The organism is Pseudomonas sp. HD6422, from assembly GCF_025377065.1.
Classification (GTDB): Bacteria; Pseudomonadota; Gammaproteobacteria; order Pseudomonadales; family Pseudomonadaceae; genus Aquipseudomonas; species Aquipseudomonas putida_U.
The window spans coordinates 26,267-46,822 of sequence record NZ_JAHWIW010000039.1; the positions used below are offsets into that span (position 1 = coordinate 26,267).

At 63.6% G+C, this 20,556-nt stretch carries 18 protein-coding genes; 12 read left to right on the top strand and 6 right to left on the bottom strand.

Going from position 1 to position 20,556, the window contains the following annotated elements:
• The first annotated feature begins 144 nt into the window (after nt 1-144).
• Both nirB and nirD read left to right on the top strand, forming a co-directional pair.
• Nucleotides 145-2,697, top strand: coding sequence for a nitrite reductase large subunit NirB (nirB, locus tag KY379_RS23105; protein WP_133331100.1), 2,553 nt, complete (start codon nt 145-147; stop codon nt 2,695-2,697).
• Nucleotides 2,697-3,059 carry a nitrite reductase small subunit NirD gene (gene nirD, locus KY379_RS23110; RefSeq protein WP_133331098.1) on the top strand — a complete coding sequence of 121 codons (363 nt, stop codon included), beginning with the start codon at nt 2,697-2,699 and terminating at the stop codon, nt 3,057-3,059. The genes nirB and nirD overlap by 1 nt, the downstream gene beginning before the upstream one ends.
• A gap of 69 nt (nt 3,060-3,128) precedes the next feature.
• Here nirD and KY379_RS23115 read toward each other — a convergent pair whose 3' ends face one another.
• The 4 genes from KY379_RS23115 to KY379_RS23130 form a co-directional block, all read right to left on the bottom strand.
• Nucleotides 3,129-4,079, bottom strand: a complete 951-nt coding sequence (locus tag KY379_RS23115) for a 2-hydroxyacid dehydrogenase (RefSeq protein WP_133331096.1) — start codon at nt 4,077-4,079, stop codon at nt 3,129-3,131.
• A 28-nt stretch (nt 4,080-4,107) separates the two neighbouring features.
• Nucleotides 4,108-4,872, bottom strand: a complete 765-nt coding sequence (locus KY379_RS23120; RefSeq protein WP_133331094.1) for an SDR family oxidoreductase — start codon at nt 4,870-4,872, stop codon at nt 4,108-4,110.
• Nucleotides 4,873-4,887: 15 nt separating this feature from the next.
• Complete coding sequence (locus tag KY379_RS23125; protein ID WP_261241516.1) at nt 4,888-5,598, bottom strand: fumarylacetoacetate hydrolase family protein; 711 nt, start codon at nt 5,596-5,598, stop codon at nt 4,888-4,890.
• A 209-nt stretch (nt 5,599-5,807) separates the two neighbouring features.
• Complete coding sequence (locus tag KY379_RS23130; RefSeq protein ID WP_261241515.1) at nt 5,808-7,151, bottom strand: MFS transporter; 1,344 nt, start codon at nt 7,149-7,151, stop codon at nt 5,808-5,810.
• A 432-nt stretch (nt 7,152-7,583) separates the two neighbouring features.
• On the opposite strand from KY379_RS23130, the gene KY379_RS23135 reads away from it, so the two are divergent.
• From KY379_RS23135 to KY379_RS23160, 6 genes are all read left to right on the top strand, one after another.
• Nucleotides 7,584-8,513: a helix-turn-helix transcriptional regulator gene (locus KY379_RS23135; RefSeq protein WP_133331088.1), complete on the top strand. Its 930-nt coding sequence runs from the start codon at nt 7,584-7,586 to the stop codon at nt 8,511-8,513.
• Nucleotides 8,514-8,522: 9 nt separating this feature from the next.
• Entirely contained in the window at nt 8,523-9,455 is a 933-nt protein-coding gene (pcaQ, locus tag KY379_RS23140; RefSeq protein WP_261241514.1) for a pca operon transcription factor PcaQ, read from the top strand.
• 237 nt (nt 9,456-9,692) lie between these two features.
• Complete coding sequence (locus tag KY379_RS23145; protein ID WP_133331084.1) at nt 9,693-10,442, top strand: FKBP-type peptidyl-prolyl cis-trans isomerase; 750 nt, start codon at nt 9,693-9,695, stop codon at nt 10,440-10,442.
• A gap of 247 nt (nt 10,443-10,689) precedes the next feature.
• Nucleotides 10,690-11,130, top strand: coding sequence for a YkvA family protein (locus KY379_RS23150; RefSeq protein ID WP_196174074.1), 441 nt, complete (start codon nt 10,690-10,692; stop codon nt 11,128-11,130).
• A 100-nt stretch (nt 11,131-11,230) separates the two neighbouring features.
• Nucleotides 11,231-11,569 carry a helix-turn-helix domain-containing protein gene (locus tag KY379_RS23155; RefSeq protein WP_133331080.1) on the top strand — a complete coding sequence of 113 codons (339 nt, stop codon included), beginning with the start codon at nt 11,231-11,233 and terminating at the stop codon, nt 11,567-11,569.
• The gene (locus KY379_RS23160) at nt 11,566-11,934 is read left to right on the top strand and encodes a hypothetical protein (protein ID WP_261241513.1); all 369 of its coding nucleotides are present in this window, start codon (nt 11,566-11,568) and stop codon (nt 11,932-11,934) included. Before KY379_RS23155 ends, KY379_RS23160 begins: the two co-directional genes overlap by 4 nt.
• On the opposite strand, the gene KY379_RS23165 is transcribed toward KY379_RS23160, so the two are convergent.
• Nucleotides 11,897-12,901, bottom strand: a complete 1,005-nt coding sequence (locus tag KY379_RS23165; RefSeq protein ID WP_261241512.1) for an EAL domain-containing protein — start codon at nt 12,899-12,901, stop codon at nt 11,897-11,899. The two genes, KY379_RS23160 and KY379_RS23165, sit on opposite strands and share 38 nt — an antisense overlap.
• A gap of 271 nt (nt 12,902-13,172) precedes the next feature.
• Here KY379_RS23165 and KY379_RS23170 point away from each other — a divergent pair, with 271 nt between their 5' ends.
• Genes KY379_RS23170 through KY379_RS23180 form a run of 3 tightly spaced genes read left to right on the top strand, consistent with a single transcriptional unit; the run spans nt 13,173 to nt 17,108 of the window.
• Nucleotides 13,173-14,669 (top strand): OmpA family protein, encoded by a 1,497-nt coding sequence (locus tag KY379_RS23170; RefSeq protein WP_261241511.1) that lies wholly within the window; start codon nt 13,173-13,175, stop codon nt 14,667-14,669.
• A 15-nt stretch (nt 14,670-14,684) separates the two neighbouring features.
• The gene (locus KY379_RS23175; protein ID WP_261241510.1) at nt 14,685-16,277 is read left to right on the top strand and encodes a hypothetical protein; all 1,593 of its coding nucleotides are present in this window, start codon (nt 14,685-14,687) and stop codon (nt 16,275-16,277) included.
• Nucleotides 16,278-17,108: a hypothetical protein gene (locus KY379_RS23180; protein ID WP_261241509.1), complete on the top strand. Its 831-nt coding sequence runs from the start codon at nt 16,278-16,280 to the stop codon at nt 17,106-17,108. It begins immediately after the preceding gene.
• Nucleotides 17,109-17,233: 125 nt separating this feature from the next.
• Here the strand turns inward: KY379_RS23180 and KY379_RS23185 are convergent, their stop codons facing one another.
• The gene (locus KY379_RS23185) at nt 17,234-19,315 is read right to left on the bottom strand and encodes a carboxy terminal-processing peptidase (protein WP_165976105.1); all 2,082 of its coding nucleotides are present in this window, start codon (nt 19,313-19,315) and stop codon (nt 17,234-17,236) included.
• 143 nt (nt 19,316-19,458) lie between these two features.
• Between KY379_RS23185 and KY379_RS23190 the strand changes: the two genes are divergently transcribed.
• On the top strand, nt 19,459-20,421 hold the full coding sequence (locus KY379_RS23190) for an NAD(P)H-quinone oxidoreductase (protein WP_261241508.1): 963 nt from the start codon (nt 19,459-19,461) through the stop codon (nt 20,419-20,421).
• Nucleotides 20,422-20,556: the final 135 nt, after the last annotated feature.

The window sequence follows — 20,556 nt, forward strand, 5'->3', positions numbered from 1 at the left end:
CTTGGCACACTCCCTGCTTTAACCCAGATACAACAGAGCCCACTGGTCAACGGCGACCATTCCGGGCACCACTCCGTGATGAATACAGGCAAAGGCGCCTGGAGCTTCGGCTCCAGGCGCCTTTTTTTTGATCGAGGATCGGCTATGAAGGCAACAGCTAACGGCGGACAACGAGAGCGACTGGTCATCGTCGGCAACGGCATGGTCGGACACCACTGCGTCGAGCAACTGGTCGAACGCGGCGCCCTGGCGCGCTTCGAGGTGCGTGTCTTCGGCGAGGAGCGCCAGCGTGCCTACGACCGTGTGCACCTGTCGGAGTACTTCGCCGGTAGCTGTGCCGAAACCCTGGCCCTGTGCGAACCTGGCTTCTACGGCGCCAGCGAGGTGCACCTGCACCTGGGCGAAGCGGTACTGGAGATCGACCGCGAACGCCAGGAGGTGATCACCGCAGAGGGGCGCTATGGCTATGATCAGCTGATCCTGGCGACCGGCTCCTATCCCTTCGTGCCGCCAATCGAAGGCTCCAGTGGCCACGCCCGGCTGGTCTACCGCACCCTCGACGACCTCGACGCGATCCGCGCCGCAGCCAGCGACGCTCGCCGTGGCGTGGTGGTCGGCGGCGGCCTGCTTGGCCTGGAAGCGGCCAATGCCTTGAAGTCCCTCGGTCTGGAAGCCCATGTGGTGGAATTCGCTCCCCGGCTGATGCCGGTGCAACTCGACGGCGAGGGTGGCGCTGCACTGAAGGCCCAGATCGAAGCCCTGGGCGTAGGTGTGCACCTGTCACGTGCCACCCAGTCGATCAGCGCCGGTGAAACCTACCGCTACCGCATGAACTTCGACGGTGGCGAGCACCTGGAAACCGACCTGATCGTATTTTCCGCCGGCATCCGCCCGCAGGATGCTCTTGGCCGCGCCTGCGGCCTGGACATCGCCGCCCGTGGTGGCGTGGTCATCGACAACCACTGCCGCTCCAGCGACCCACGGATCTTCGCCATCGGTGAATGTGCCTCCTGGAACGGCAGCGTGTTCGGCCTGGTCGCTCCCGGCTACAGCATGGCGCGTAACCTTGCCGCGCTGCTGATGGGCGAGGTGGCCGGTGAATTCAGCGGCGCCGACATGTCCACCAAGCTCAAGCTGTTGGGCGTGGACGTTGGCTCCATCGGCGATGCCCACGGTGCCACGCCGGGTGCGCGCAGCTATCGCTTCATCGACGAAGCCAACAGCGCCTATCGCCGCCTGGTGGTGGATGCCAGCGGCAAGAAGGTCCTCGGTGCGGTGTTGGTCGGCGACAACAGCTACTACGACACCTTGCTGCAGTACGCCCAGAACGGTATCGCCCTGCCGGCCGACCCGGCCGCGCTGATCCTGCCGCAGGGTGGTGGGGCGCCTGCCCTGGGCGCCGATGCATTGCCTGATAGCGCGACCATCTGCTCGTGCCACAACGTCAGCAAAGGCGCGGTGTGCGCGGCCATCGACAGCGGCTGCAGCGATCTTGCCGCCGTCAAGGGCTGCACCAAGGCGGCCACCGGCTGCGGCGGTTGCGCGGCTTTGCTCAAGCAGGTCTTCGAGCACGAACTCACTGCCCGCGGCGTGACCGTGGACAAGAGCCTGTGCGAACACTTCGCCTACACCCGCCAGGAGCTCTACGGCCTGGTGCGCGTAGAGGGCATCCGCACTTTCCAAGACTTGCTCGCCCGCCACGGCAAGGGCCATGTCGGTTGCGACATCTGCAAGCCAGCGGTGGGCAACATACTGGCCTCGTGCTGGAACCAGCCGATCATGGATCCGGCATTGGTACCGCTGCAGGACACCAACGACACCTTCATGGCCAACATGCAGAAGAACGGTACCTACTCGGTGGTGCCGCGTATTCCCGGTGGCGAGATCACCCCGGACAAGCTGATCGTGATCGGCCAGGTGGCGAAGAAATACGACCTCTACACCAAGATCACCGGCGGCCAGCGCATCGACCTGTTCGGCGCCCAATTGCACGAGCTGCCGCTGATCTGGGGCGAGCTGATCGAGGCCGGGTTCGAAACCGGCCATGCCTATGGCAAATCGACCCGTACGGTGAAATCGTGCGTCGGTAGCACCTGGTGCCGTTATGGCGTGCAGGACAGCGTCGGCATGGCCCTGCGCCTGGAAGATCGCTACAAAGGCCTGCGCAGTCCACACAAGCTGAAATTCGCAGTGTCCGGTTGCACCCGCGAGTGCGCCGAGGCGCAGAGCAAGGACATCGGCGTGATCGCCACCGACAAGGGCTGGAACCTGTACGTCTGTGGCAATGGCGGCATGCGCCCACGGCATGCCGAGCTGTTCGCCACCGACCTGGACGACGAAACCCTGGTGCGGCTGATTGACCGTGTGTTGATGTTCTACATCCGCACCGCGGACAAGTTGCAGCGTACTTCGGTCTGGCGCGAGAGCCTCGATGGCGGCCTGGACTACCTCAAGCAGGTGATTCTCGAGGACAGCCTCGGCCTGGCCGCCGAGCTGGAGGCGCAGATGCAGCATGTGGTCGACCAGTATGAATGCGAATGGGCCAACGCCCTGAAAGATCCGGAGAAGCTCAAGCGCTTCCGCACCTTCGTCAACGACCGGCGTGCCGATCCGGATGTGCATTTCGTCCGCGAGCGTGAACAACGGCGTCCCGCTACCGCGCTGCACCTGATTCCCACTGTCGAGGAGGCTGTCTGATGACCCTGTCCAATGCTGCTGTGCAACCCCAACCGAACTGGCAGGCGGTGTGCCAGGCCGACGACCTGGTCGCCGATTCCGGCGTGGTGGTATGGCTCGAGGGTGCCCAGGTGGCGGTATTCTATCTGCCTGGTCAGGAGCAGGCGGTGTATGCGGTGGACAACCGCGATCCACGCTCCGGAGCCAATGTGATCGGCCGTGGATTGGTGGGCAGCCTGCAGGGGGAGTTGGTGGTGGCGGCGCCGCTGTACAAGCAGCATTTCAGCCTGGCGAGTGGCCGCTGCCTGGAGGATGAGGGGCAGCGGTTGCGGGTGTGGCCCGTGCGGCTCAATGGAGGGGCGGTGGAGGTGGCGGTGGGCTGATCCTGATGGGTTGTCCGTAGCGGCCCTTTCGCGGCGGCGAACCGCCGCGAACAGGCCGGTTCAAGCTATCTAGATCACCAACCCCTGCGGCTTACGCCCGGCAAACACCTCCACCAACCCATCGACCACCATTTCACCCATGCGCGTGCGGGTCTGCACCGTGGCACTGGCCCGATGCGGTTGCAGCACCACGTCGTCCCGTTCGAACAACGCCTCTGGCGCGTGCGGTTCGTCGGCGAACACGTCCAATGCCGCCCCGGCGATCTCACCTGCCTGCAGCGCCGCGATCAACGCCGGTTCATCCACCAGCTTGCCGCGTGCGATGTTGATCAGGTAGCCCTCCGGACCCAATGCACGCAGCACTTGGGCGCCGATCAACGCCTCGCCCTTGTCGGCGGCTGCCGCCAGGATCAGCGCATCGCTGTCCTTCGCCAACTGCAGCAGGTCGGGTTCGAACCCATAGGGCACGTCCAGCGCCTGCAGATCGGTGTAGCGGATCGGGCAACCGAACGCGGCAGCCCGCTGCGCCACCGCGCGGCCGACTCGGCCCATGCCGACGATACCGATGCGCATGCCCGAGACCTGGCGCGCCAGCGGCAGCGGTGCCAGCGGCGTTGCACTGGTCGCCCAGTGCCCGGCGCGGACGAAGCGATCGCCGCTGCAGATGCCACGGCACACCCCGATCAGCAGGCCAATGGCCAGGTCCGCGACATCCTCGGTCAGCGCGCCGATGGTGGCGGTCACCTGGATGCCGCGGTCGCGGGCGTAGGCCAGGTCCACTGCATCGGTACCCACGCCGTTCACCGCCACCACCTGCAAGTTGGGCAGGCGTGCCATCAGCGCCTGGCTGATGCCGGTGTGCCCGCCGGTGACCACGCCACGGATGTGGGCGCCATGGGCGGCGATGCAGGCATCTTTGTCGGCCTGCTCGAAGTAGCGGTGCACGGTGAACAGTGATTCCAGGCGCTCGCGGACGGCTGGGATAAGGATGGGGCTCAGTTGCAGGATTTGCGGTTTCATCAAGCAGTTCCTTTCAAGGCAAGGGAGGTCAGCCGCGCCCGACGAAGGGCATGTTGCTGGCCATCACGGTCATGTTCAGTACGTTGGCGTCGAGCGGCAGTGCCGCGATGTAGCGCACGGCATCGGCCACGTGGCGCACGTCGAGCATCGGCTCGGCGGCGATCTCGCCATTGGCCTGGCGCACGCCACGGGTCATGCGTTCGGACAGCTCGGTCAGGGCATTGCCGATGTCCACCTGGCTGCAGACGATGTTGTAGGGCCGGCCATCGAGGGCCAGTGCCTTGGTCAGGCCGAGCACGGCATGCTTGCTGGCCGTGTAGGGGGCGGTGAACGGACGTGGCGTGTGCGCCGAGATCGAACCGTTGTTGATGATTCGTCCACCCTGAGGCTGTTGGCGTCGCATCAGGCCAAAGGCGCCGCGGGCGCAGAGGAACACGCCATCGACGTTGGTGGCGATGACGTTGCGCCAGTTCTCCAGCGGCAGTTCGTCGACCGGCACGGCCGGAGCGTTGATGCCGGCGTTGTTGAACACCACGTCGAGGCGGCCATGCACTTCCTCGATAGTGGCGAACAGCTGGGCCACGCTGTGCTCGTCGCGCACATCGGTGGGCACGGCCAGGGCCTGGCCACCGGCGGCCCGGGCCTGCTCGGCAAGCGCTTGCAAGGGTTCGGCGCGACGCCCGGCGAGGACCAGGCAGAAGCCGTCCTCGAGCAGTGCGAGGGCGACAGCGCGACCGATGCCGCTGCCGGCGCCGGTGACCAAGGCGACTCTCTTGTTCTGGGTAGGGCTCATGGGAACTCCAGGGATTCAGGCGGCGTGGGTGCGGGAAACGCTGGCGCGCGCACCGACCTGCAGGTGCAGTTCGCCAATGCCGTCGATGCCGGCGTGGATCACATCGCCGGGATTCAAGGGCGCCACGCCGGGCGGACTGCCGGTCATGATCAGGTCACCGGGGCGCAGTGGCAGTAGCCGCGACAGTCGGCTGATCACCTCGGCCAGCGGCCAGGTCTGTTGGGACAGATGGGCGCGCTGGCGTTCCTGGCCGTTGACCTGCAGCCAAAGGCTGGCATCGAGCGGCCAGGTGCACTGGCTGGCAGGCACTATCGCGGTCATCGGTGCCGAAGCCTCGAATACCTTGGCGCCTTCCCATGGCAGCCCTTCGGCCTTGGCCTGCCGCTGGCGGTCGCGGCGGGTCAGGTCCAGGCCCGCGGCAAAGCCGTAGACGTGGGCCAGGGCCTGTTCGGAGGCGATGTCGGCACCGCCTTCACCGATCGCCACCACTAACTCGATCTCGTGGCAGAACTCGTCGGTTTGCGGCGGGAACGGCAGCTCGCCGGTGGCCTGGACGATGTTGCAGGCCGGCTTCATGAAAAACATCGGCTCGCTCGGCGCGGGGCCGAAAGACTCGGGCCAGGGGTAGTTGCGGCCCAGGCAGAACACCCGACCGACGGGAAAGCGCGTGGCACTGCCATGGATCGGCAGGCTGACCGTGGGCGGCGGATTGAACAGATACGACATGGGGACTTCCTCTGTGCTGGAGTGGGCAGCGTAAACAGCGGCGGGCGAGCAAAGTTGGACAAAAACGGGGTTGGATTGGACTAATCCGGGGAGCTGCGTTGGTCTTTGCCGGCTTCTTCGCGGCTAAAGCCGCTCCTACAGGACTGCGATCCATCTGTAGGAGCGGCTTTAGCCGCGAAGAGGCCGGCAAAGCCCCTGCAATGCTCGACTCAGGCCGCCGCCTTCAGCTCGATCCGGTACAACTTGCCCAGCAACAACGAGTAGGAAAGGGTGCCCATCAACGCGACGCCGCCGATGAACCAGAACGCCATGGCGAACGAGCCGCTGGCCTGTACGATGGCGCCGATCACGATCGGCGTGACGATGCCGCCGATGTTGGCCGCCAGGCTGGTGATGCCACCGGTGAGCCCGATCAACTCCTTGGGCGCCACCTCCGACACCGCCGCCCATGACGACGAAGCGATGCCCTGGGCGAAGAACGCCAACGTCAGGACGGCGATGCACAGCACGTTGGAGTCGGTGAAATTGACCAGCACGATCGACATGCCCAGCATCGACCCCACCACCAGCGGCAGCTTGCGGGCGAACGACAGCGAGTAGCCGCGGCGGATCAGCAGGTCGGAAACGATACCCGCCAGGAGGATACCCACGGTCGCGCCAATGAACGGCATCACCGCGAAGATGCCGACCTTGATCAGGGTCAGTTGGCGTTCTTCGATCAGGTAAGTGGGGAACCAGGTCAGGAAGAAGTAAAGCGCCGAGGTGCTGGCGAACTTGCCCAGGCAGATCGCCCACACCTGGCGATAGCGGAACAGCTCGGCGACTTGACGCCAGTCGAAGCGGGTGCGTTGCTGGCTGCTTTTCACCAGACCGCCGCCGTTCTCGATGTAGGCCAGCTCTTCCTTGCTGACCTTCTTGCAACTCAGCGGATCGCGGTACAGCCACAGCCACAGCACGCCGAACACGATGCCGATCGCACCGGTGCTGTAGAACACGTGGCGCCAGTCATAGGTGGTGGCCAGCCACAGCAGCGCGCCGGTGAACAGCGCGGTGCCCAGGTACTGGCCGCAGACGTAGATACTGCTGGCCATGCCGCGCTCGCGGGCGGGGAACCATACCGTCACCGCGCGGCTGTTGGCCGGAAAGGCCGGAGCTTCCATGGCGCCGACCGCCAGGCGCAGGCCGAACAGCGAAGCGAAGCCACTGGCCAGGCCCTGGGCAACGGTGACCGCCGACCAACTGATCAGCGACACGCCATAGGTCAGGCGCGAGCCGAACCGGTCGGCGATGAAACCGGCAGGCACCAAGGCCAAGGCGTAGGTCCAGGCGAAAGCGGAAAAGATCAGGCCCATTTCGACCTTGTCCAGGCCCAGATCCTTGGACATGAACGGTGCAGCGATAGAAATGTTGACCCGGTCGACGTAGTTGATGATGGTCGCCAGCAGCAGCAGTGACAGCATGAACCAGCGGCGGCGAGTGGGCAGGCGTTGCGATGGAGCCGCGTCCAGGGCGAACGACGTCGCCGTGGTACGCGAGGTTGGCGTGCTCGACATGAGTCGACCTCGTTTGTTGTTGTTGGGTGAGGTGGGCTGCAGTCCCTTTTCTAAGGTGGTCGTACAACTATCGAAATGCAACGCGTGGTTTAGATCGTTTTCTGCAGAGAGGCGCAGCCTAGACTGCGTTGTCCAACAAATATGCGGGCGGGGGTTCGGCGCGCCTGATTTGCTGAAAAGCTTGGTTTAGAGGGGTTTAAGAGATCTCGAGGGGTATGGTTTTTTGAACGGGTGGCTACGTTTTCGAGCTTAGACATCGTACAACTTGTTGCCAGTTAGACCGGATGCCGGTCAGAATTATCGGGTGCCTGTGCGGGCCCTTTCGCGGGTAAACCCGCTCCTACACGAGCGGCGCAGGCCCTGTAGGAGCGGGTTTACCCGCGAAAGGGCCCGCACAGGCACCCCATCGTCTTACCGACCGGAGAAAGCCCAATGCCCCCCAAGCACGAGGTCCCGACCTACCTCATGCAGCAGCGCAGCGAGCTGATGGACTTCCACATCCGCGACCAGCATGGCCGCTGCGCCGAGACTGCGCCGCATCGCCACGAGTACTTCCAGATCCAGATCAATTTCGGCGGTGACACCGTGCAGCACATCGGCAGCGTGCAGCGCCCGTTTCGCCGCAATACCCTGGCGTTCATCCTGCCGCATCGGGTCCACGTGATCCCGCACCCGGCCGACAGCGATTTCATGGTGATCAACTTCTCCCAGACCTTCCTCCTGCCGCACCTGGCCTGCGACCCGATGGATCTGGAGGACGTCTCGATCCTGCAGGCCCCCGAGCTGTCGCCGTTTCGCTTTCAGGAACACTTGGATTTCTGCCTCGATGACGCTGAATTCGCCCAGGTGCGGCAGATGCTCGAACGCATGCGCGAACTCGATGGCAACCGCCGATTCGGCAGCCGCGAGATGCTCAAGGGCTTGCTCTTGCAATTGATCGGTCAGGTCTGCGGCCTGTACGCCGAGCCCCTGCGCGCGTTGGCCGAGGGCAATGCCGCGCAACTGAGCCGGCGCGCCGCCCTGGGACGCATGAGCGACTACCTGCGCCGGCACATCGATGATCCCGACCTCAACCTGCAGAAGGTGGCGGCGGCGACCTATCTGTCGCCGACCTACCTGACCCACTGGTTGCGCAAGGAAATCGGCAAGACCTTCAGTGAACTGGTGTTGGAGCGGCGCATGCACACGGCGCGCAACTACCTGCTCAATGGCAGCCGGCCGGTGGGCGAGGTGGCGCGGCTCTGCGGCTTTGCCGATGAAGCTTATTTCTCCCGGCGTTTTCGCCAGATCCACGGCCTGCCGCCAGGGCAGTTCCGCCGCCAGCAACGTGACCCGGATACGCCGCAGGTGGCGATGCGGTAAGCTTGCCGCATGAATCTCGACACCCGCATCAAGTACCGTCATCTGCTGTGCTTCCTGGAGATTGCCCGGCAGGGCAGTCTGGCCAGGGCGGCTGATGTCCTGGCCATCAGCCAGCCGGCGATTTCCAAGACCCTCAAGGAGCTTGAGGATCTGCTCGAGACGCGCCTGTTCGAGCGCAGCCGGCAGGGTGTCGAACTGACCCCGGCCGGCACCCGTTTCATGCGGTACGCCGGCCCCAGCGTGCAAGCCTTGCGGGACGGCGTGAGCAGCCTGCGCGGCGAGGCGCGAGCGCCTTCGCAGGTGCGGATCGGCGTGCTGTCGACGGTCGAAGGCCTGCTCATGCCTGAGGTGCTGTGCCGCCTGCACCAGCGCCATGAGGCCTTGCTGATCAGTGTCGTCACCGGCGTCAGTGCACAGTTGCTCGGGCAGTTGCACCTGGGCGAACTAGAGCTGGTGGTCGGACGCATGACCGACAGTCCGCAGATCCAGGGGCTGTCTTTCGAGCACTTGTACAGCGAGTCGATGGCCCTGGTGGTACGTCCCGGCCATCCGTTGCTGAACGGTACTCCGGTCGAGCGCGCACGGCTGGGGCACTACCCGCTGGTGCTGCCGCCACCGGGCACCACCATTCGTCAGCATGCCGACAGCCTGTTCGTGCAATGTGGCATCCAGCCTTCGGCGCAGCGCCTGGAAACCCTGTCGCTGGCGCTCAGCCGCCGTTACCTGCTGGGTAGCGATGCGGTATGGGTGGCGCCGCGCGATGCGGTATTGATCGACCTGCGCAGCGGGGAACTGGCCGAGCTTGACCTGGGCGTGCGCGAGCAGGGTGGCTCGGTGGGCATCTGTCGCAATGCGGCGCTGGCACAGAGCCTGCCGGGGCAGTGGATGTGCGAGGTGCTGCGCGAGGTAGCCGGGCAGTATCGGGAGGGTCTGTATCCCTGAATGCGCTGCGCCACACCGTTTCGCCCCAAGGGAAATAAATCGGCGGATACACCAGGCAAAACCGGCACCCAGGGTCAATACTGGCCATTGGCTGCGAGCCGGCAGATGAATAAGCTTTTAACCACTGAACTTATGGACTACAACCCGCTCTTATGCCGGTAGCCATTGGTCATGGCCGCCTGCTAAGCTCGCGGCTTTACCCTGATTGCCCCTATGGCGCATGAACAAGGAAATAGCATGAAACAGCATCGTTTGGCGGCTGCGGTTGCCCTGGTAGGCCTGGTACTGGCTGGCTGTGATCAACAAGCCAGCACACCCGAGCTGAAAACTCCGGCACAGAAAGCCTCCTACGGTATCGGCCTGAACATGGGCAAGAGCCTGGCTCAGGAAGGCATGGAAGACCTTGATTCGAAAGCGGTGGCCCTTGGCATCGAAGACGCTGTCGGCAAGAAAGAACAGCGCATCAAGGACGACGAACTGGTCGAAGCCTTCACCTCGCTGCAGAAGCGTGCTGAAGAGCGCCTGGCCAAGGCCAGCGAAGAAGCTTCCGCCGCCGGCAAGAAGTTCCTCGAAGAAAACGCCAAGAAGCCAGGTGTCGTCACCACCGCTTCGGGCCTGCAGTATGAAGTGATCAAGAAGGCCGACGGCCCGCAGCCCAAGCCGACCGATGTGGTCACTGTCCACTACGAAGGCAAGCTGATCGATGGCAAGGTGTTCGACAGCTCGGTCGAGCGTGGCAGCCCGATCGACCTGCCGGTCAGCGGCGTGATCCCGGGCTGGGTCGAAGGCCTGCAGCTGATGCACGTCGGCGAGAAGTACAAGCTGTTCATCCCGGCTGAACTGGCCTATGGCGCCCAGAGCCCAAGCCCGCTGATCCCGGCCAACTCGGTGCTGGTGTTCGACCTCGAACTGCTCGGCATCAAGGATCCGGCCCAACTGCAGGGCGACGCTCCAGGCGAAGCACCTGCCGAAGCGCCGGCCAAGTAATACCCGGCTCTGCCGACAACGCCCCGCTCGACGGGGCGTTGTCGTTTCTGCTCGAAACGAACCTGCCTGGGCGTGGACGGTCCTAGGCTATGCGGCCTAAAACGTTTGCGCGTCTTGAAACCGCTGTGTAAAAAACGCCCGATCTGACCGGGGCCCTTGCCTCGTGGGCACCTGACGTCGGAAAATTCGCCCTGTTCACAAGGTTATCCACAATAAATGTGGATAACCTCTCGCTGTCGGAGGCTCCATGAGCGCACCCTGGAATTTCGCCCGTTTCCTGCCCCTGGCCGAGCGTCTGCTCAGCCGCGGCCGGCTGCCGGCTTTGCTGTTTGCCGTGGCCCGTAAGGGTCCGCGTCTCGGCCAGCTGCGTGAAGACGTGCGGCTGTTGCAGTCGCTGTGCCTGGCGTGGTGGCGGGGCGAGTACCGGGCGATCAGTCCGAAGGCGCTGGTGACCATCGTGGCCGGACTGCTGTATTTCGTCAGTCCTATCGACGCGATTCCCGATTGGTTGTTGGGGGTCGGCTTTCTCGATGACATTGCCGTGCTCGGTTGGGTGCTCAAGACCGTGGCCGACGAGTTGGCCCGCTTCAAGGCCTGGCGAGACAGCCAGGCGCCGGAACGCTTGCGCGTGGTGGAGCGTCTGCCAGACACCCCGGAAGCCTTGCGTCTGGAGCGCAATACCCATTGATTTCGCCCTGAAGCACACAGACTCCCGAGCTTGGTAATATAATTGGCATAAGGATTATGCCTACGGATTACATGCTGTAGTCCTACGTGAGGGGGTTGTAATGGGAATTCAGGTCATCAGCCGGGACGGTCAGCCGGAGTACGCCGTCGTTCCCTGGGAGCAGTATCAGGCCTTGCTCAAGGCGGCAGGGCAGGCGCCGGCGGTGGTCGCGGCCAGCGAGCCGGCTGCCCCGCGCGAGCCGGTCAGCTTGCCGGCGTTCAGTGAAGTGGCACAGTTGCGTCAGGCCAAGGGCATCGCGCCTGAGCAACTGGCACGCAATGTCGGTGTCAGTCCGGCCTATCTGGCAATGATCGAGTCCGGCGAACGCCAGCCCGATGCTGCCATCCGCCGAGCCTTGGCCTGGCATCTGGGCGTGGCCGGTTGGAGCGAGCCGTCATGAGCCAGGTCAGGATCAGCCGCCAGCATTGGCAGAGCCTGCTGGACGAGCTTGACCTGGCCCGTCGTCAACGCCATCTGCTCACCTACCGCGCACTGCTCGAGCGCCTGCAGTTGCCCACTCCGGCGATGCAGACGCTCACAGCCGCGCTGGAGTACCTGGCGGTGCTCGATGCCCGAGCCGAGCAGCCGCTGCGCAGCTCGTTGGTCATCAGCCAAGGAGCCAGCCGTCTGCCACGCACCGGCTTCTTCGAGTGCGTGGAGCGCCTGGGTCGTTTCTCCGGGCCGGTCGACGGGATGGAAGCGGCGTCCTGGCATGCGTCCGAGGTGGTCAGGGTGTTTGAGTACAATTATCCCGCGAAAGCCTGAGATTGCCTGCAGTGGTCTGTCTTGGCCAAGTCCGCGAAGGGGCCGCTGCGGGCAAGGCATATCTGTGAATCACCCCACAAGGCCGCCCAGCGGCATCCAGCACCTCCAGTTCATCCAGCCCGTCACATCGACCAAACAGCGCCATCATCTGTCCCAGCGTGACATCCAGCCCCACGCGCGGTTGAGCGGTCACCTGCGTATCGATTTCCCCCATCGGCAGCAGTGGGCTTTCGCGCATCGCCACTTCCTGCGGCCGCCCCAGCAGGTAGCCCTGCACCAGGTCGACGCCCATGTCGCTCAACACCGCCAACTCCTCGGGTAATTCGATACCTTCGGCAATCACCTGCGCCCTGGACGCCTGAGCGATCTGCAGGATCGAGCCGACGAACTCGCGCTTGAGCGGATCCAGATGAATGCCATCGATGAAATGGCGGTCGATCTTCACATACTCGGGACGTAGCTCCGACCACAGGCGCAAGCTTGAATAACCCGCGCCGAGGTCGTCCAGGGCAATCGAAAAACCCATGTCGCGGTAGTGGTGGAGAGCGGTGGACAGCAACTGAAAGTCGTCGGTTGGGGTCTGCTCGGTCAACTCGATCACCACCCGGCCTGGAGCTACGCCGACCTGTTCGAGCAACTTAAGGGTGCGCCCAGACGGGTAGTGCGGTTCTAGCAGCGACTCGGGGGAGATGTTGAGGAACAACTTGCCTTCGAGGTTCTGCTCGCTGAAGCGGCGGCAGGCGTTCTCCCGGCATACCGCTTCGAGCTCGGTCAGGTGGCCGGCTTGGCGGGCGATGGCGAAGAGATTCAGCGGCGAGTGGAGGGGGCTGTTTGACGGCCCGCGGCTGAGCGCTTCGTAGCCGATCACCCGCTGGCCGGCGAGGCTGACGATCGGTTGGAACAGGCTGTGGATGCGGCGATGAGCCAGAATGGCGCTTAAGGCACTGAGCTGTTCGGCGACGGTCATGACGAGTTCCTGAAAATGAGGGTCCAGGACAACGGCATGTCCGGCCCAGGTATTTCACGACAGAGCGATGACTGTTTGATGACGGACGGCCTCAAATTGCCATCATTCGGCGTAGATATCGCTAAACAATATTGAAATGACATTATTGCTGTGATGAAATCCGCTGCACTTTGCCCGCCCTAATCCGGCATTTTCGTTCAGGGAAGAACGACAGCCAGCAGCTTTTGCCTGATGGTCGCCCTGAGCGCTTGGACAATCTCAGGAGACCGGTTTGTCGCCTTCATCGCTTTCCCTGCATGGCCCGCACCTGCATGGCACCGCCCTGGCCGTGGCGATTGCCATCAGTGTAAGTGGCTGCGCCAGTGTCGAAGAGTTCTCGCGCACACACAGCCGCACCACCAACTGCTTGCTCGGCGGCACGCTAGGTGCCCTGACCGGGGCGGCGGCGGGAGTCCTGAGCAACAAGGGTGACGGTGCCATCATCGGGGGTGCGCTGCTGGGCGCAGCCGCAGGCTGCGGCGCCGCACTGGCCTACAAGGACCGCATTGACCGTCTGCAGCGGCTGGCCGAAGAAGAGCACCTCAAGGTCGACGTCGAGACCCTCAACACCTCGGCCGCCACCGCCAGCGCTGCGCCCCAGGAAGCCGGCTTCGTGGCCCAGGTGCAGGACCAGGGCATGTTTCCGGTCGGTAGCGCTCAACTCAGCGTCGAGGGCGAGCGCCAGGTGCGCAAGCTTGCCAGCGCATTCACCGGCCAGCGGCAGACGGCGATCCTGGTGGTCGGTCACACCGACGCCACGGGCAACGCCAGCTTCAACCAGCAGCTTTCCGAGCGTCGCGCCCGCGCCGTGGCGAGTATTCTCGCCGAGCAGGGCATCGCGCCCCAGCGCATGTACTTCCAGGGCGCCGGGGCATCGCGGCCGGTCGCCGACAATGCCGACCCGATGCAGCGCGGCAAGAACCGCCGGGTCGAGTTCGTCGAGGTCAACGACACCGCGACTCTGGTCAAGCGGGTCAACGCCGAACAGAACAACCCCAAGTATCTCGCCCATGGCACCGCGACCGTGGTCAAGGCGCCGACGGCTCGCAGCCAGCCAAAGCCCGCCAAGGCGTCCAAGCCAGCGGTCAGCGAAACCGTTGCCAGGAAGCGTTCGACTCAACCAGTCAAACCGGTATTCACGCCGCACAGCGGGCCTGTGGTCGATTTCGGCGGCACGGCGGTGAGCGCTAGCCAGTGGACACTTGGCCAGACCATCACGCCCAAGTCCGGTGGCTTTTCGCTGGTTTCCTCAGCCTATGCCAGCAGTATTCCGGTCAGCAGCTGCGAGGCCGACCAGCCACGCGAAAGCGGCAAGGTCATCAACCTGGCCAGCGGCCAGGCGCTGGATACCCACCTCACCACCGACTACCTGCCCGGCTACAACAACCGTGTCTGGGCGCAGACGGTCAATGGCCACCTGGTGACCATCTCGCCGGTGTCGATCCTGCGCGTGGATGCCGCCGTCGACCGCCAGCCGTTCATCCAGGTCGTCACCGACTACAGCCAGGGCAATCGCAAGGCGCTGGTGAAGGCCGATGCGGTGGCCAACACCTACGAAGGCGAGGACCGTGTGCTCTACCGGGTCTTCCTCAAGGATCCGCAGGCGCCGGTGTCGTGCATGGACGTGGTGTTCAGCAAGGGCAGCGCGCAAGCCACCGACGGCGCGTTGTTCTACCCACTGCGCAATGGCGAAACCTATATCGCCCGGTTCGTACCGGTTCGCACCTGACACAAGGGAACAGAGATGCAAGAGTTCAGTTTCAATGCCTTGATGGCCCTGGTATGGGCCAACAAGCTGATCAGCAGCGCCGTGCTGTCCACACTGTTGGCCATCATCGCGATCAAGATCTACTGGGAGCAGGTGGCGTATTTCGTCATGCGTGCCTGGCACGGCCTGCCGCTGATCGGCACGGTCGCGCGCCTGGCCCGTAAGAACACCAGCACCGACGATCACAAGTGGCTGCTCAGTGAAACCTCGCTGTGCAACGACTATTACCACTATTACCAGGACGTCGGTGAAAAGAACGCCGACTACTACAACAAGTGCGGCGCCTACCTGGATGCCATCGGCGAAAGCGATCGTCGTGAGCGCCCCTTGTGGGTGCTGGTGCTGGTGTTCCTGTTGATCCTGTTCGAGGCGGTGGGCTTCGCCTACGTGCTGGTACCGTTCATCAACCAGAACTTGTCCAGCAATGACCAGACCTACCTGGGTTGGATGGCCGCGTTCCTGCTGTCGATCATTTCCGCAGGCTTCGCCGAAGCTGCTGGCCGCGCCATCCACCACAACACCCTGGTGAGCAAGGCCCGGCACTGGTGGGAGAGCGATCCCGAACGCGGTAACCAGGCGCTGAAGCAGCAGAGAGTGATACGCATCGACGAGACCTACAGCGATGCTGATGCCAAGGACTACAACCGTATCCTCAACCGCCTGAACACCAACCACACGGTCACCCCGAAACGGGGTTGGATCATCGGTTGTGCCTTGGTGGTGTTGATCATGGCCTGCGCCGCCTTCGGCATCCGCGCCTACCAACTCAAGAGCATCGAGACCGAGATGGTCGGCAACCCCGACGTCTTCGCCCAGCAGAGCGCCGAGACCAGCGCCAGCCCGTTCGAACTGCCCGACGATTCGGCGGCCTTGAACCAGCAGGCCAGCGACAGCACACTGACCGACAAGATGGATGCGATCCGTAGCGCCTCGCTGATCACTTTCGTCGTGCTGTCGGTGATCTACATCGCCATCCAGGCGGTGAGCGTCTGGCTGGCATCGATCTTCGGTTTTGCCGGAATCAAGTCGAAGGAAGCCTGGGAATATACCCATAAATTCAACAACGCTGCGGAGCTTGAGCGCTGGATGGAAACCCAGCGTATCAGGATCAGTGCCCACGCCGACCACAAGTTGCGCATGCTGCAATTGAAACTGTCGCGCCGCCCGACCACCGACCCGGATGTGGCGGTGGCCATCAGTGGTGCGCAAAGTCGCGACTTCAACGCCTACGTGCGCCGCAAGCAGGCCGACACCACCCACCGTTCGAGGGCGTCCGAGGCGCCGCAGATAGCCAGACCTGCACCGCTCGCCGCCCAGTCGGTACAGGCACTCGCGACAGCGCCACAGCAGCAGTCTCTGCCTGAGCCTGCCCCGGCCCCGGTCCAACCGGTCGAGCAGCCTGTGGCAGCCGCCGTTGCCACGCCGCTGGATGCCCTGCGCAACAAGGACCTGACCATCTACAGCGAGGAACAATTGCGCAAGGTCTGCCAGACCAAGGGCTATGACGAGGTCGCGGTGCTCGCGCTACGCGCCGAGCAGCAGGTGCTCAAAGATTTCGAAGGCGTCTGAATGAAACTCAAGACACTGATCGCCCTGGTGTTCTGCCTGCCATCGGTGACGCAGGCAGTGGAGCGCAACGACATTCCTGATTGCTATGCCTACGCCAAGGTCGAGGCCTTCCGCCAGGCCGGCTCCGGCCGCGAGCTGACGGTGATCGTCGACCAGACCATCCCCATGCCAGAGAGCATCCAGAAAGCCGCCTGGGCACAGATCAATCGCTTCCTGGGCCCGGGTGACAAGCTGCGGCTGTACAGCTTCTCGGCTTTTGTGCCCGGACAGTACATGCAACTGCGCTTCGCCGGCGAATTGAGTACGCCGCTGGCGGGCAAGGTGCGTGACGATGTTGGCATGCAGTCGCTACGCACCTTCGACAAGTGCTTGGCGCAGCAGCAGGCGTTCATGCAGAAGAAGTTCGGCCAGGTGTTCGTGCAGACCCTGCGCGAGGCCACCGAAGACATTCCGCGCAGCGAGATCTTCCATTCACTGCGCGATATCGGCCAGGACCTCGCTACACGGCCTGCCGACGAGCGCGTAGTGTTGCTGCTGTCGGACATGCTGGAGAACAGTGACTTCGGCAGTTTCTATGCCAACAACCGGATCCGCGACCTCGACCCCCAGGTCGAGCTCAAGCGGGTAGGGGACCGCCAGCTGTTCGCTGACCTGCAAGGCGCACGCGTTTACGTGGCCGGGGCAGGGCTGGTGACCAAGGATGTCAAGCACGCCTACCGCTCGGGCAAGACCATGGAGCAGTTGCAGTACTTCTGGCGTGGCTACTTCGCCGGGTCCAATGCGTCGCTCGCGGCGTTTGGCATGCCGAGCCTGAACGTGGATTTGCAGTAGCGGCTCGCCGGCAGTGCTGAGGTGGCTTTCAGATCAAACGCCGCCCGCGCGGCGCTCGATCTCACAGGCACAAAAAAAGGGGCCAACACCTGCATGTTCGCCCCTTTCTCGTTACAGTGTCTGCCTCAGTGCTTGGCCACCTGGGAGCTGATGCTCAGGTAGTCGAGCAGGATGCGACCGGTTTCGGACAGGTAGGCGTCGTCTTCCGGCTTGGTGTCTTCATCCTCTGCAGGCAAGGCGTCCTCGTCCTCTTTCTTCAGTTCCTTGAGCGGTTCTTCGCCCTTGGCCTTGCGGCGTACGTTCTCCAGGGCCAGTTGCTTGGCTTCGATGTCGTCATGGCGGGCACGGCGTTCCTGCTCGTTGAGGCTGACCGTCTTCTCGTTCATCAGCTTCTGGGTCAGGGCCAGACGGTCGCGGATGTAGGTGAACTCCGCATCCTTGGCGCTGCGCGCCTCATGCTGCGCCTTCAGCTGAGCCAGGAACGGCTTGAACGGATCGGCCGCAGGCTTGACCACTGGGCGAATGGTGTCCCAGGGCATGGCTTCGGGCAGGGCGCTTTCACCGATTTCCTTGGTGTCGATGATCGACGGGTAATCGATGTCCGGCAGCACGCCCTGGTGCTGGGTGCTCTGCCCGGAAACCCGGTAGAACTTGGCCAGGGTCAGCTTCAGCTCGCCATGGTTGAGCGGCTGGATGGTCTGCACCGTGCCCTTGCCGAAGGTCTGACCGCCGATGATCAGTGCGCGATGGTAATCCTGCATGGCGCCGGCGAAGATCTCCGAAGCCGAGGCCGAGAGACGATTCACCAGCAGCGCCAGCGGGCCTTTGTAGAAGGCGCCGGGATTTTCGTCTTCGAGCACGTCGACGCGGCCATCGCTGTTGCGCACCAGCACCGTCGGGCCCTTTTCGATGAACAGGCTGGTCAGCTCGGTGGCTTCCTGCAGCGAACCGCCGCCGTTGTTGCGCAGGTCGATGACCACGCCGTCGACTTTTTCCTTCTGCAGCTCGGTGAGCAGTTTCTTCACGTCGCGCGTGGTGCTCTTGTACTCGGGATCACCGGCGCGGTACGCCTTGAAGTCGAGGTAGAAGGCCGGAATCTCGATGATGCCCAGCTTGTAGTCACGGCCGTCCTGCTTGAGCTTGAGCACCGACTTTTTCGCCGCCTGCTCCTCGAGCTTGACCGCTTCGCGGGTGATCGAAACGATCTTGCTGGTCTGGTCGTTCGGGGCGTTGCTGGCCGGGATGATCTCCAGGCGCACCACCGAGCCTTTCGGGCCACGGATCAGCTTGACCACTTCGTCCAGGCGCCAGCCGACCACGTCGACCATTTCCTTGTTGCCCTGGGCCACGCCGATGATCTTGTCGGCAGGTGCCACCTGCTTGGTCTTGGCCGCCGGGCCTGCCGGCACCAGGCGCACGATCTTGACCTGGTCGTTGTCGCTCTGCAGCACCGCGCCGATGCCCTCGAGCGACAGGCTCATGTTGATGTCGAAGTTCTCGGCGTTGTCCGGCGACAGATAGTTGGTGTGCGGGTCGTAAGACTGGGCGAAGGTGTTGATGTAGGCCTGGAAGATGTCTTCGGCCCGGGTCTGGTCGAGACGCGCCAGTTGATTCTTGTAGCGTTTGGTCAGGGTTTCCTGGATCTGCTTGGGATCCTTGCCGGCCAGCTTCTGGCGCAGCACTTCGTCCTTGACGCGTTTGCGCCACAGGTCGTCGAGCTCGGCCTGGTTCTTCATCCACGGTGCGTCCTTGCGATCGATCAGCAAGGTCTCGTGGGTGGTGAAGTCCATTTTGTCGACGCCTTTGGCCAGCTCGGCCAGGGCGAAGTCGAGCCGCGATTTGACGCGGTCGAGATAGCGCTTGTAGATGGTGAAGCCGGGATCCAGGTTACCGCTCTTGAGGAAGTCGTCGAACTGCGTCTTCCACTTGTCGAATTCGCGGATGTCGGCGGCGGTGAAGTAGCTGCGCGCAGGGTCGAGCAATTTGATGTAGCTGTCGTAGATGATGACGGAGCGAGCATCGTCCAGCGGCGGCTTGCTGTAGTGGTGGCGTTTTAGCAGCTCGACCACGTTGAGGCTGGCGACGATTTCATCGCGGTCCGGCTGCAGGCTGTCCCACTTATTGGCGGCCGATGCAGTGCCGCCGAGCGCGAGGCTGCCAAGGCCGATGACCAGGGCAAGGGCGGTGCTGGGAATGAATTGCTTCATGCTGATTCGACGTGGAGGCAATTGATCACGCATAGTAGGCCGTCTTTTCCGTTCGCCGGTTCCAAAGATCCGGTCGCATACTGCAAAAAGCCTGGGACATAGCTGTCCCAGGCTCAGTCATATGATTCAACTATGGAGGCACTGTGAAGGCATTGCAAGGCGTTGACGGACATGTGGCTTGGGTCGAAGCCGAACGACCGACCTGTGATGCGGGCCAAGTGCGTATTCGTGTGGCCGCTGCGGGCTTGAATCGCGCCGATCTGCTGCAAAAGGCCGGGCTTTACCCGCCGCCGCCAGGTGCCAGCCCGTACATGGGGCTGGAGTGCGCAGGGGTGGTCGAGGAAGTGGGAGCCGGAGCCGATTGGCGGGTCGGCGATCGCGTGTGCGCGCTGCTTGCCAGCGGGGCGATGGCCGAGGAAGTGGTGGTCGATGCCCGTCATGTACTGCCGGTTCCCGAAGGCCTGAGCCTGCACGAAGCTGCAGCGCTGCCGGAGGTGTACGCCACCGCGTGGCTGAACATCTTCCAGCTGGGCGGCCTGAAGGCCGGTGAGAAAGTCCTGGTGCATGCTGGCGCCAGTGGCGTGGGCAGTGCAGCGATCCAGCTGTGCAAGGCCTTCGGCAGCCCGGTATGGGTCAGCGTCGGCTCCAAGGACCGCCTGGACTACTGCCAGGCCTTGGGCGCTGCTGGAGGCGTGGTGCGCAACGAGAACCTCGACGACCTGGAAGGCTTCGGACCGTTCGATGTGATCCTCGACCCGGTGGGGGCCAGCTATGGCCAGCTCAACCTGCAGTTGCTGGCCCGCGATGGACGCTGGGTGATCATCGGCCTGATGGGGGGGCGCAAGGTCGAGCTGGACCTGGCCCAGGTGCTGGGCAAGCGCCTGCAGATCACGGGTTCGACCCTGCGCAACCGCGACGAGGGGTTCAAGGCCGAGTTGCTGCGTGATTTGCAGCAGCAGGTGTGGCCGCTGTTCACGGAAGGGCGGCTGTCGCCACAGCTGGTCGATACCTACCCGGTGGAATTCGCCCAGGCGGCTTATGCCGAGCTTGAGACCAATCGGGTTTCGGGCAAGCTGGTGATGGTGATCGACCCTAGCCTGGTGTAGGCAGGCCTGGCCCCTTCGCGGGACAAGCCCGCTCCCACAGTCATCATTCATCCAGACAGTGGGAGCGGGCTTGTCCCGCGAAGGGGCCGAACCGACGCAGCCGGTTTCAGCTCCAGTCCAAGATCGGCCAGCCAT